The 12,858-nt window shown below is 53.3% G+C and carries 11 protein-coding genes; 5 read left to right on the top strand and 6 right to left on the bottom strand.

The window, feature by feature from the left end; all coding sequences use genetic code 11:
- Window positions 1-144: 144 nt before the first annotated feature.
- The 5 genes from HUF18_RS18340 to HUF18_RS18320 form a co-directional block, all read right to left on the bottom strand.
- Complete coding sequence (locus HUF18_RS18340; RefSeq protein WP_225693298.1) at window positions 145-2,286, bottom strand: 3-hydroxyacyl-CoA dehydrogenase NAD-binding domain-containing protein; 2,142 nt, start codon at window positions 2,284-2,286, stop codon at window positions 145-147.
- Between the two features lie 33 nt (window positions 2,287-2,319).
- Window positions 2,320-3,525 (bottom strand): acetyl-CoA C-acetyltransferase, encoded by a 1,206-nt coding sequence (locus HUF18_RS18335; RefSeq protein ID WP_145466055.1) that lies wholly within the window; start codon window positions 3,523-3,525, stop codon window positions 2,320-2,322.
- Between the two features lie 25 nt (window positions 3,526-3,550).
- A complete protein-coding gene (locus HUF18_RS18330; RefSeq protein ID WP_145466056.1) occupies window positions 3,551-4,687 on the bottom strand; it encodes an acyl-CoA dehydrogenase family protein in 1,137 nt (378 codons plus the stop codon).
- The gene (locus tag HUF18_RS18325; RefSeq protein WP_225693297.1) at window positions 4,684-5,964 is read right to left on the bottom strand and encodes a CaiB/BaiF CoA transferase family protein; all 1,281 of its coding nucleotides are present in this window, start codon (window positions 5,962-5,964) and stop codon (window positions 4,684-4,686) included. The genes HUF18_RS18330 and HUF18_RS18325 overlap by 4 nt, the downstream gene beginning before the upstream one ends.
- Before the next feature lie 510 nt (window positions 5,965-6,474).
- A complete protein-coding gene (locus tag HUF18_RS18320) occupies window positions 6,475-6,921 on the bottom strand; it encodes a MerR family transcriptional regulator (RefSeq protein WP_225693296.1) in 447 nt (148 codons plus the stop codon).
- A 292-nt stretch (window positions 6,922-7,213) separates the two neighbouring features.
- On the opposite strand from HUF18_RS18320, the gene HUF18_RS18315 reads away from it, so the two are divergent.
- Both HUF18_RS18315 and HUF18_RS18310 read left to right on the top strand, forming a co-directional pair.
- On the top strand, window positions 7,214-7,972 hold the full coding sequence (locus HUF18_RS18315) for an SDR family oxidoreductase (protein WP_145466062.1): 759 nt from the start codon (window positions 7,214-7,216) through the stop codon (window positions 7,970-7,972).
- A 219-nt stretch (window positions 7,973-8,191) separates the two neighbouring features.
- Window positions 8,192-9,028, top strand: coding sequence for a hypothetical protein (locus tag HUF18_RS18310; RefSeq protein ID WP_225693295.1), 837 nt, complete (start codon window positions 8,192-8,194; stop codon window positions 9,026-9,028).
- Window positions 9,029-9,067: 39 nt separating this feature from the next.
- On the opposite strand, the gene HUF18_RS18305 is transcribed toward HUF18_RS18310, so the two are convergent.
- Complete coding sequence (locus tag HUF18_RS18305; protein WP_225693293.1) at window positions 9,068-9,706, bottom strand: hypothetical protein; 639 nt, start codon at window positions 9,704-9,706, stop codon at window positions 9,068-9,070.
- A 131-nt stretch (window positions 9,707-9,837) separates the two neighbouring features.
- Here HUF18_RS18305 and HUF18_RS18300 point away from each other — a divergent pair, with 131 nt between their 5' ends.
- The 3 genes from HUF18_RS18300 to HUF18_RS18290 all read left to right on the top strand — a co-directional run bounded on the left by HUF18_RS18300 (window position 9,838) and on the right by HUF18_RS18290 (window position 12,699).
- Window positions 9,838-10,146 (top strand): MGMT family protein, encoded by a 309-nt coding sequence (locus HUF18_RS18300; protein WP_222428426.1) that lies wholly within the window; start codon window positions 9,838-9,840, stop codon window positions 10,144-10,146.
- A gap of 355 nt (window positions 10,147-10,501) precedes the next feature.
- Window positions 10,502-11,989, top strand: a complete 1,488-nt coding sequence (locus HUF18_RS18295) for a flavin-containing monooxygenase (protein WP_145466068.1) — start codon at window positions 10,502-10,504, stop codon at window positions 11,987-11,989.
- Window positions 11,990-12,210: 221 nt separating this feature from the next.
- Window positions 12,211-12,699 (top strand): hypothetical protein, encoded by a 489-nt coding sequence (locus tag HUF18_RS18290; RefSeq protein WP_225693291.1) that lies wholly within the window; start codon window positions 12,211-12,213, stop codon window positions 12,697-12,699.
- Window positions 12,700-12,858: the final 159 nt, after the last annotated feature.

The following is a 12,858-nucleotide window of genomic DNA, read 5'->3' as shown; positions in this document are numbered from 1 at the left end:
AGGTGTTCTCTTCGGTTACCCAAAAAGTGCATAACAAGGCGCAGCAACGGACCTCCGGCCGCTGTGCGCAGCGTTACCCAAAACCAAAAAGCCTGCCGGTCTCCCGGCAGGCTTTTTTATTTCACGCTTAATCTAACAACCACCTCAGGCGTAAAAAGATTTACCCTGCGCAGCCATTTCCCGCAGCATTCCCGGGATTTTGTAGCGGTCGCCAACGTTGGCGGCCAGCTGGTCGGCATTGGCGATAAAGGTATCGATGCCTTCCATGGTTTCTACAAAGGAGATTACGCCGCCGGTCTGTGGCGCAAAGCCCCAGCCAAAAATGGAGCCGATATCGACTTCATGAGCACGGGTAATCACACCTTCGGCCACACAGTGCAGGGTTTCTACCGCCTGTGCGTACAGCAGACGCTGTTTTACGTATTCCACCGATGGCTGTTCAGCCGCCAGCGGGAAGCGTTCTGCCAGTCCGCTCCACAGGGATTTTTTACCTTGTGGGTCGGCCGGATAATCGTAGAAACCGACACCGGCTTTTTTACCAATACGCTTGGCTTCGTGCACCATGTACTGCACCACTTCGTCAGCCGGGTGCGATACATAGGCGTCGCCCAGGTCTTTCTGGGTCTGGCGGCCAATGCGGTCCATCAGTTCCAGCGTAACTTCGTCGCTCAGCGCCAGCGGGCCAACCGGCATACCGGCCAGTTTGCCTACGTTTTCGATCAGCGCCGGTGATACGCCTTCTTTCAGCAGCGCCATACCTTCGAGCACGTAGGTTTTAAATACACGCGAGGTGTAGAAACCACGGCTGTCGTTAACGGTAATCGGGGTTTTCTTCAGTTGCTGCACATAATCCAGCGCCCAGGCCAGGGTATGTTGCGAGGTTTTTTCGCCCATAATAATTTCCACCAGCGGCATTTTGTCGACCGGTGAGAAAAAGTGCAGACCAATAAACTGCTCAGGACGTTTGCTGGCTTCGGCCAGGCCGGTAATCGGCAGGGTCGAGGTGTTGGAAGCAAAAATAGCGTCATCACCCAGCACGGCTTCGGCTTTGGCGGTTACGTCGGCTTTAATAGCGCGGTCTTCGAATACCGCTTCGATCACCAGATCACAACCTTTCAGGTCGTTATAGTCGGTGGTGGCGAGAATACGTGCCAGTGTCGCATCGGCTTTTTCCTGCGCCATTTTTCCGCGTGATACACGTTTTTTCAGCAGGCCTTCAGAATAGCTTTTGCCTTTATCGGCGGATTCCTGCGCGGTATCCAGCAGCACCACTTCCATACCGCTCATGGCGGAAGAATAGGCAATACCGGCACCCATCATACCGGCACCTAAAATACCAACTTTGTTAAACTGTTTTTTCTCCACGCCTTGTGGGCGGTTTTTCAGTTTGTTGGCATCCTGCAGCGCGACAAAGAAAGTGCGGATCATGGCTTTTGCCTGATCAGACAGCAGCAGCTCGGTAAAGTAACGCGCTTCAACATCCAGTGCCTGATCAATCGGCAGCTGACAGCCTTCAAACAAGGCCTGCAGAATACGCTGTGGTGCGAGGTAATTACCCATGGTTTTCTTGCGCAGCATGGCTTCTGCGCCCATAAATACCTGCGCTACTTTAGCTGACTGGACTTCGCCACCCGGTAATTTAAATTTCTTCTCATCCCATGGCTGTACACAGGCCTTCGGGTTATCCAGCAGCCATTGTTTGGCCGCGGCAATCAGTTCTTCTGCGGCAACCACGTCGTTAATCAGACCGGCGGCTTTGGCTTCTTTCGCTTTCGCCTGGGTCGCCTGCAACAACCACGGCATCGCCGCCTGAATACCCAGCATACGCGCCAGACGCTGAGTACCACCGCCACCCGGCAGCAGACCCAGATTCACTTCAGGAAAACCGAACACGGCTTTCGGATTATCGGCGGCAATACGGTGATGGCAGGCCAGCGCGATTTCCATACCGCCACCCAGTGCAGTGCCGTTTAAGGCAGCAACAATCGGCTTACCGCCCTGCTCCATGCGGCGCATAATCTGATGCAGGCTGCGCACAAAACCGATAATGGTTTCGGCATTTTGCGGCATGGTCTGAATTTCTTTTAAATTCGCGCCGACAACAAAATCGGATTTACCTGAGGTTAATACAATGCCTTTTACCGCATCGTTAGCCAGCAGGGTTTCGAGTGCTTCGTTCAGTGCGATTACCGCACTCTGTGCCAGTGAGTTTACCGGCCCGTTCTGATCGTCCCAGGTTAAAACCGCAATACCCTGAGCGTCGATTTCATGCGTAAATGTAGTCATAACATATCCTTTAATCTGTCAAAGCCTGAGCTTTTAAACCCGTTCGATGATGGTGGCAGTCCCCATACCACCACCAACGCACAGGTTGATTAATGCGGTGTTCAGGTCGCGACGCTCCAGTTCATCCAGCACAGTGCCAAGAATCATGGCTCCGGTTGCACCCAGCGGATGGCCCATGGCAATGGCACCGCCATTCACGTTGATTTTGCTGTGGTCAATATTCATATCTTTCATAAACAGCAGAACCACCGAGGCAAAGGCTTCGTTCAGTTCCCACAGGTCGATATCGCTGGCCTGCATCATGCCGTTTTTCAGCGCTTTACGCGCAGACGGCGCCGGACCGGTAAGCATGATGGTTGGTTCAGAACCAATAGACGCTGCCGAGCGGATACGGGCACGTGGTTTTAATCCCAGCGCCTGACCCATTTCTTTGGTACCGATTAATATCGCCGAAGCACCGTCAACAATACCGGAGGAGTTACCGGCGTGGTGCACGTGGTTAATACGCTCAACCTGCGGATACACCTGCTGGGCAATGGCGTTAAAACCCAGACCGCCGTGCATTTCGAACGATGGCTTCAGACCGGCCAGCGATTCAACCGTCGCTTCCGGGCGCATATGTTCGTCACGGTCGAGCAGGGTTAAACCGAGCTGGTCTTTCACCGGAATAATGGAATTTTTAAAGTAGCCATTATCCCAGGCGTGTTTGGCGCGACGCTGTGATTCCACCGCGTAGGCGTCCACATCGGCACGGGAAAAGCCATTCAGGGTAGCAATTAAATCAGCGGAAATGCCCTGAGGTACAAACGACAATTTATTGGTTACTGCAGGATCGGTGTAATAAGCGCCTCCGCCGGCACCCATCGGAATGCGTGACATACATTCCACACCACCGCCGATGGTCATCTGCGCTTCACCGGCTTTGACTTTGGCGGCAGCCATATTCACCGCTTCGAGGCCCGAAGCACAGAAACGACTGACCACAGTACCGGCACAGGTTTGTGCATAGTCGGCCATTAATACCGCGGTACGGGCGATATCGGCGCCCTGTTCCATTACCGGTTCCACACAACCCAGTACCACGTCGTCAATCTGAGAAGTATCCAGATCGTGGCGTTCCTGCAGGCCACGCAATAAACCCGACATCAGGCTGACCGGTGTTACTGTGTGCAGGCCGCCGTCTTTTTTACCACGACCGCGCGGTGTGCGTACCGCGTCGAAAATATAGGCATCAGTCATTTAAAAACTCCTTGTGCGCACAGGCTTAAATAGTACGCGAAATAATTTCTTTCATGATTTCAGAAGTACCGGCGTAAATACGCTGTACACGCGAGTCGGCGTAAGCACGGGCAACCGGGTATTCCCACATATAGCCGTAACCGCCGTGCAGCTGCACACACTCGTCGATAATGCGGCACTGTGCTTCGGTGGCCCAGAGTTTGACCGAGGCCGCAGCGTCGATGCTCAGTTTGCCTTCGCAATGCAGTTCCAGACAGCGGTCAACGTAGCACTGGGTTACTTCCAGTTCGGTACGGATTTCGGCCAGTTTAAAGCGGGTATTCTGGAAAGAAGCCACCGGCTTACCGAAGGCTTTACGCTCTTTCACGTAGGTAACAGTAGCGTCGTAGCAGGCACGCGCAGCAGCGGCGCCAATAATGGCAACGCTCAGACGCTCCTGTGCCAGTTCCTGCATCAGATAAATAAAACCGGCATTACGCTGGCCGAGCAGGTTTTCTTTCGGAATACGTACATTGTCGAAAAACAGCTCAGAGGTATCCTGCGCTTTCATACCGACTTTTTTCAGGTTCTGACCGCGGCTGAAACCGGCACGGTCGGCTTCGACCAGAAACAGGCTCACGCCTTTGGCGCCGGCGCTGGTATCGGTTTTGGCGACCACAATATAGAGGTCGGCCATCTGACCGTTGGTGATAAAAGTTTTGGAACCGTTAATGACATAATGGTCGCCGTCTTCGGTGGCGGTGGTACGCACACCGGCCAGGTCGGAACCGGTGCCCGGCTCGGTCATGGCGATGGCGGTAATCACTTCACCGGTACACATTTTTGGCAGCCATTTCTGTTTCTGCTCTTCGCTGCCGTAATGCAGGATATACGGGGCAACAATATCGGAGTGCAGGGAGAAACCCGGGCCTGAAGCAAACACATAACCCTGCTCTTCGATGGCAATAGCCGAATAACGGAAATCCACACCGGCACCGCCGTATTCTTCCGGAATATGGGTGCATAAAATGCCGGCTTCACCGGCTTTCAGCCAGGCTTCACGGGAAATATGACCCTGTGCTTCCCACTCTTCCCAGTGTGGCTGAATTTCGCGCTGCATAAATTTGCGTACGCTGTCGCGGAACATGTTGTGCTCTTCGGTAAATACACTGCGTGGGATCATACCGTGGTCTCCTTGGTGCTTGGTGTCGATGATTTTTTATTACTGTTATCGGTGGATGTGGCCATTTCATGTCCGGCCTGACGGATTACTCCGCGGCTCAGCAGTTGCTGAATATCGGCCTCGGCCAATGCCAGCTCCTGCAGAACGCTGAGTGTGTGTTCGCCCTGCTCCGGGCCGGGTTTATCGGTGATGTGTTTTTGTTCGCCAAACTGAATGGCCGGTGCCGGACAACGGATTTTCTGCCCCTGGGCGGTGGTTAATACCTGCACCATTTCCCGCGCCAGTAATTGCGGATGCTCGAACGCCTGCTGCGGACTTAAAATCGGCGTAACGCAGCAATCGGTATCGGCAAAGACTTCGCGCCAGTGGCTTTGTGGTTCAGAGGCAAAAACCTCTGCCACTTCAGCACGTAATAATTCGGCTTTGGCGCCCATATCCCAGTACCGGTTTTGCCATTCCGGATGACCCAGAACTTCGCAGACCTGATTCCAGAATTTTTGCTCCAGCGAGCCCACTGCCATATACAGATCGTCGGCGGTTTTATAAATGCCATAACAGGGGCGCGCACCGGTCAGCATGTCCTGTCCGCGCGGTAATGATTTACCCATTAAATTCATGGTCGCCAGCGGAATCACATTGTGCGCGAAGGTGCAGTCGGTCATGGAAATATCGAGGTAACAGCCTTCGCCCGCGCCGCCATTTAATTGCGAATTCAGACGGCCAACCACACCGCCTAAAATAGCCATGGCGGCACTGAGTGAACCACCGGCCAGATCGGCAATCTGGAAATTACTTAAGGTTGGCGCACCACCGGCTTCACCGACCTGATCGAGCACGCCGGCGGTGGCGCAGTAATTCATATCGTGACCGGCTTTGTCGGCCCAGGGGCCGGTCTGGCCAAAGCCGGAAATGGAACAGACCACCAGCCGCGGGTTAACCGCTTTCAGCTGTTCATAAGCCAGACCAAGTTTTTTCATCACGCCGGGGCGGAAACTCTCAAGCAGGATGTCGGCTTTGGCCACCAGCTTCATCAGCAGTTCATGACCTTCTGCAATAGAGAGGTCGAGGCTGATGGATTCTTTGCCACGGTTAAGAATATGAAACGCCGGGCTGACAAAGCCTTTTGGCATGCCCAGTGAGCGGGTGTAATCGCCGGCGCCGGTGTCTTCCACCTTAATAACGCGCGCGCCCATATCGTGCAGGTGCATCGAGCACATGGGCCCTGGCAATAAACGCGACAGATCCAGCACCAGCATGCCGGACAGGGGTAAAGTCATGTTGCGCCCTCATTATTGTTATCTGCAGGCTTGTGCCCGTTTTACGGCGGTGCTGTTGTCCATTAACCGCCATTCGTCGTGAGCTTGCTAGGGCCTGTCGACACTAATTAAACAGGCCTGTTATTGGCTAAAAATTTCTCAGGCAAGGCGCTGAGAGTGTGGCCTAACGGGTTCAGCGAGCGAACAGCAACGCAGGATGAGGGATTTTTAGCCATAACCCTTCGGGCTGAGGCCAGTTTTTCTCATTAACTTCGTCGTTCGTCATTCATTTAACCCGTTAATATCCCTCCTCACTCCTTGTTCTGAGAAAAACTGGCTCTCAGCAGGACCTATTCAATTAGTGTCGACAGGCCCTGGGTATTCCGGCCGGGCCGGAACAGGGGCTAGTGCCGCTGAGTTACCTTAACGTAACTCAGACTACCGGGGGGAGCTGTGGGGGGTCAATGTGCAAATCGCTCAAGCGGATTGACAGATTTGCACTTATGAGAGGAAAAATCGTGACGAAAAAGATCAGCCTGGCTGGTCATCTGACAATGGCAGGCGCTGCAGAAACTGCTGGTACGCCTCTTCCGGCGCAATATCGAGCTGGCTGAGATCGGCACCGGCGGCCTGCTCGACGTTCTGCAGCTCGGCGATGGTGGCATCGAGATCGCGGCGCTGGGCTTCCAGCTCCTGTAAACGCGTGCGGCACTGATGCATTAAGCCCAGCAGACGTTCCGGATTGGAGCGGTCGGCGTCATACAGATCGAGGTAGGATTTGGTGTCTTCCAGCGAGAAGCCCACACGCTTGGAACGCAGCACAATTTTCAGCCGCGCGCGCTGGCGGTGATCGTAGATCATGGTGCGCCCGACGCGGCGCGAGGTAATCAGCCCCTTGCTCTCGTACAGACGGATGGCACGGGGAGTAATGCCGAACTCAGCGGCCAGATCGGCAACGGTGTAATTGTTATCGCTCATGTGCATCGGCAACAGGGAAAACGCGCAGTCTACCACTGCGTGAACGGATTCCCAGCATCTGCCCCAGAATCAAGCCCACCATCACCCCCACCATCAGCGGATAACACGGCCTCATGCTATCGGCGTATAATCGGGCGGATTTTTATGTTTCGCCAGATCAAATAGGTCAATACGGGACAAAAACTGACTATAATCTGACCGTCTGTTTACCCTCTGTCCCGGCTGCAGTTCTGGTTTTCAGCAAGGCCGCGGCGAACAAACACCCCCCTTTTCAACATTTCAGGAGTTCTGTATGGATCTGCAAAACAAAGTGGTCGCCATTACCGGCGCGGGCCAGGGTCTGGGTCGTGCGATGGCGGTTTATCTGGCAGCAAAAGGGGCACGGATTGCCATTATCGACCTCGATCAGGGTCACATGGATGAAACAAAACGCCAGGTCGAAGCGGCCGGCAGCAACGGCAACACTTACCTGTGTAACGTTGCCAATGAAGAACAGGTAGAAAGCACCTTCGCCGCCATTGCTGCGGATATGGGCGGTCTGCACGGTCTGGTGAATAACGCCGGCATTCTGCGCGACGGTCTGATGGTGAAAGTAAAAGACGGCGAAGTCAGCAAGATGAGCCTGGCGCAGTGGCAGAGCGTGATCGACGTGAACCTGACCGGCGTGTTCCTGTGCGGACGCGAAGCGGCGGTACAGATGATTAACGGCGGCGAAGGCGGCTGCATCATCAATATCTCCAGTATTTCCCGCGCCGGTAATATGGGTCAGAGCAACTACTCTGCCGCCAAAGCCGGTGTTGCCAGCATGGCCGTTGTCTGGGGTAAAGAACTGGCGCGCTACGGCATCCGTGCCAACGCCATTGCACCGGGCTTTATCGCCACCGAAATGACCGCCAGCATGAAACCGGAAGCACTGGAAAAAATGACCGCAGGCATTCCGGCCAAGCGTATGGGACAGCCGGAAGAAATCGCCTCGGCCGTCGCTTTCCTGCTGGAAAACGATTATATGTCGGGCCGTATTATTGAAGTAGACGGTGGTCTGCGTCTGTAATCCGCCAACCCGGGTTACTCCGGGGATATTTCCGCAAAATAAAAAACGGCAGCTTTGGCTGCCGTTTTTTATGGCGGCTGAGTGTAATAAAACAGAAATATTTCTGCGGCCATGAATTGGCTGCTTAACAACAACGTATTGTTGCAATAAAGGCTCTGGTTATCGGCAGCGGAGTATTTATTCTGGATCATCTTATTTCATGGATGATGCAGTTTACTTATGCCGACATTAACAGAACGTGCCTCTGCTTTTATGGTTCTGGCAGCCAGCCTTTTACTCACCGCCTGCGCCACCAACACCACGCCCTACTCTTATGTGTCGCTGGAAGATGAATATCGCAGCGATGCTTTTTTTACTTCTACCTTCGATGATAAAAGAGTACTGATTGCCGGTTATCACAAAGGCGACGATGCGGACGAGGCTGAATTAATCCGTTTAATTTCCACCTCGCTGGCCGACCAGCTTAAACGCAGCCGCAATGTCGCCAATGCCACGTCTTTTATTCTCACTAAACCAGCAGCTGCAGCTGACACCACCACAGTATCAGACAGCGAACAACAGGAAGCGCTCAGCGCCGATAAGGAGATTAAAACCACGGAGATGCCTGCGCGCTCTGCCGTCGTCAATAATCTGCTGGTAAATCAGCAACAGCAGTTTGATTATCTGATCGACTTCCGCGTTCTTGACTGGCAACGAATGAAACACGCCGAGCGTACCAGCAGCCGCTGTCAGCATGCCGGAACCAACCTGCAACTGAACATGGTGCTGTGGGATATGTCACAACGGACGATGCTGTGGAGCAGCACCCCGGTTGGAAAAATCGGTGTGCATAAATGCGTTGAAGAGCAGGACTCCAACAGTACCCATGAATATCAGTCGGATAATCCCGTCGGTCTGATTGCCGAAGGGTTAATGTATATTCTGATTGATTCCACCACCGATGCCATTGCCACCGGCATCAGTTATAACAGCATGTCACCGGTAAGAGCGCCGCAGATGCGCGAATTAGTCGAACAACTGACCGGCATGATCGCCTTACAGATGAACCGCTACTGACGCTGCTTCACTAACTTCCACGACGGCACCGGGCAGGCATCAGCCTGCTCCCATGGCCTGTACCGCCAGATACTGCTGATTCTCGTGCAGGGCAATGGCTTCACCACCGCCCTGCACCTTCCCACCTTTCCAGCTCAGATTACTTTCCTCGGCCGTTACCGCTTTGGTGGCATTTACCAGCCATTGATTGGCCGTCTCTTCGGGCATACCCGCCGCCAGTTTCTGCAGCCACTGATCATGCAGGGCGCCAATTTTCCCGAAGGTCTGCGCCATCTGCGCCCGCACCAACCCCTGCTGTAACTCGCGCTCGGCAAACAAAGCTTCGATGCGCTCTTTCTGCGGGTGATCATTTGCGACCGTCACACTGCCATCGCTTTCTATCTGCAATTCAATTTCCTGGCTGTTGTCGATACCGGCCTCTGCCAGAGCCTGATTAAACTGCTTTTCAAAGCTGCGGATATCGCCCGGCCCCGGCAGATTCAGCAGCCCTAGATCCAGACTCTGTAAAGTGGCTGTCAGTTGCTCATCACGGGCTTCGGCCTGCTGCTGAATTTCGGCGGAGGGTATATAGCCATCGGCCGGCAATGCCTTGCCACTGGCGGCAACGGCTGTTGTCTGTGGCTGCTGACTCAGTAACGGGCTGACGCTGCCGGACTGGGGATGAATGCGCATATCCATAGGTTTCTGCTCCTTCAGGTGACTCTGCGTTCTTGCTGAGAGTTTTGGTTATGAGCAGATGTATCAGCAAAAAGCTTTCCACTTTTCCGGTTCTGTTCCCACGCATAAAGCGAGACTGTTATTATCTGCCCATGCAATCGGATTCCTACGAACGACTCTACACCGCACTGGCAGGCATTCCTGCCGGAAGCGTCGTGACTTACGGCCAACTGGCGGCGCTGGCGGGTATGCCCGGACGGGCGCGCTGGGTCGGGCGGGTGTTGTCACAACTGCCGGAAGGCTCTCAGTTGCCCTGGTACCGGGTTATTAATGCTCAGGGGCGGCTCAGTTTTCCGCCAGGCAGCGCTGCTGCTGCACGCCAGCAGGCGCTGCTGAACGGTGAAGGCGTTGAATTCAGTGCCAGCGGGCGTATCAATCTGAAACGCTTTGGCCTGAACTAACCCCCTTACCTCCGTCATATACGCCCCCGTAAGCCAGATGGCAGGGTTTCACCCGCTGTTCCCCTGTTTACTGCTCCTGCCTCTGCCTTACCCGGCTAAAAGCCCATGCCAACAGGCTTTACAGCCTCGCAGGGACTGATGTTTCCTGCGGTGATCTGGCGCCTGACAGCATTACTTTCCGATCAGGCCAAAGACTGCGACATTGCCGCCTGAGTACCACCCAACCCCGAATAAGTGAAAATAAAAGCCGCAAACATGACAGGGGATCACCTGTTTTTTTACACGCCGATAAGAGAAAGTGATCATCAGAACAACGAATAACAATAACGATCACCTCTGAAAAGCGGAAATCACCATGGCTACTGAATATTTTGATGTACTGATTATTGGCGCAGGCCTGTCTGGTATCGGCGCCGGCTGTCACCTGAAAAAAGAATGTCCGGGTAAATCCTTTGCAATCCTTGAAGGGCGCGACGCCAGCGGTGGTACCTGGGATCTGTTCCGTTACCCTGGCATCCGTTCCGACTCCGATATGTTCACCCTGGGTTATGAATTCAAACCTTGGACCAATAAAAAAGGTATCGCCGACGGTGCCGATATCCGTAATTACATCCGTGAAGCATCAGCCGAAAATAACGTTGATCCGCATATCCGTTATGGCCACAAAGTAAAAGCTGCTCGCTGGAGCAGTGCTAACGCAACCTGGACTCTGGATGTTGAGCTGGCCGACGGCAGCAAAAAAGAATACTGCTGTAATTTCCTGCTGAGCTGTACCGGTTATTACAGCTATGAAGAAGGCTTTACACCGGAATTCGAAGGCCGCGATGATTTTAAAGGCCAGGTGATCCATCCACAGCAATGGCCGGAAGATCTGGATTACAGCGGCAAGCGCGTTGTTGTTATCGGCAGTGGCGCCACTGCAGTTACGCTGGTACCTGCGATGACCGATAAAGCCGCTCATGTCACCATGCTGCAGCGTTCACCCTCTTATGTATTAAGCGTTCCGCAACAGGATGCGATGGTTGCCCTGCTGCGCAAAATTCTGCCGCAGAAACTGGCTTACCGCATTATCCGCGGCCGTAACGTTTCTATCACTCTTGGCCTGTACCGCTTCTGTAAACGCTTCCCGAATGCGGCCCGTAAACTGCTGCAGTGGACAGTAAAAAAACAGTTACCGGCTGATTTCGATATGACGCATTTCACACCGAAATACGCGCCATGGGATGAGCGTCTGTGTGCAGTACCCGAAGGCGATATGTTCAAGGTGATTAAACAGGGTAAAGCCTCTGTTGTGACCGATCATATTGAGCGTTTTGCTGAAGATGGAATTCAGCTGAAGTCCGGTAAAAAACTGGAAGCCGATATCATCATTACCGCTACCGGCCTGAAAGTGCAGATGCTGGGTAATATGCAGGTAACCATTGACGGCGAACCGCTGAAGCCAAATACCAAAATGAGTTACCGTGGCGTGATGTTCGAAGACCTGCCGAATATGGGCATGGTATTCGGTTACACCAATGCATCCTGGACATTAAAAGCCGATCTGATTTCCAGCTATGTTTGCCGTCTGCTCAAGCATATGGATGACAAAGGTGTGCGCCAGGTTACCCCGCGCAACCATAACCTGACCATTAAACGCCTGCCGTTTATTGATATGCAGTCGGGTTATATTTCCCGGGTTAAAGATCAGATTCCGCAACAGGGTGATGAACGTCCATGGAAGCTGTATCAGAACTACTTCCTGGATATGACACTGCTCAAAATGGCCAGCCTGGATGATCCGTCACTGGAATACGCCAACCCGGTCATTGAAGAGAATACAGCTACCAGCGGAGCCGTTTAAGCAATCACGATAACGCTACTCTCACTCCGAACTCCGGATTCATTTTAAGGAGATCGTTTGCGCCGCTACTGCGGCGCTTTTTTTTGCCCGCCGTTTAGTACTGCAACATAAAAGCCCCACGCAACCGGCAATATTCTGTATCGACAAAGGCATCACTTGCCGCCACAGCCCGATCAGGGCAAAGTAGCTGCCATTGCAATTGTTAATAAGAGTATTATTTTATGAACGCGCGCTCCACGCTGCTGAACATCAGCACCATGGCACTGGCTTTTTCTCTCAGCGCCTGTACCACTCCCACCACCGTCAACCAAGAACCCCGTTTTGTCTGGGATTTACCGGTCAGCGAGTTTTCCCGCTACCACGAATACCACTATCTGTTTGAATTACCCGTGGGCAAAGCAGCACCACTGGATATGTTTGTCAGCTTCTGCACCAATGACGAGGGCCTGCTGATGATTGGCGGTATGTCCGGCATCGGTGAAGGAAACATGCTGGTTCGTCGGGCAGACGAACAGAGTGTGGATATTGCTGCCGACGACGTTGAAGAACTGATGGAAATGCTGGTATTGAGTAACGCGCATTTAAGCTGCGACTGGCAGATTGCGCCAGGCAGTAAAACTATTCCGCGTGAAGCCTTGTATTATGTGCGCCATATTAACGGTAAACGCAGTGTGCGTGAGCTGGGTGAGAGTCTGAGAAAAACAGAATAATTGCAATAAAAAAGGGAAGCTTTACTTCACTGCTGTCCCACAGTTTTTAATCAGCACCGTAGCTAACAAAAACAGCATTTTTTAACATCCAGACCCAATGCCTCCCAGGAGAACTTATCCCCTTGCCGGCGGGCCGATCCCAGCTTCACGCTTTCTGGT

Source organism: Thalassolituus sp. ST750PaO-4 (assembly GCF_020320405.1).
GTDB classification, from domain to species: Bacteria; Pseudomonadota; Gammaproteobacteria; order Pseudomonadales; family Oceanobacteraceae; genus Venatoribacter; species Venatoribacter alkanivorans.
Note: the sequence above shows the minus strand (reverse complement) of the source record. Positions and strands in the feature narration are given on the sequence as shown.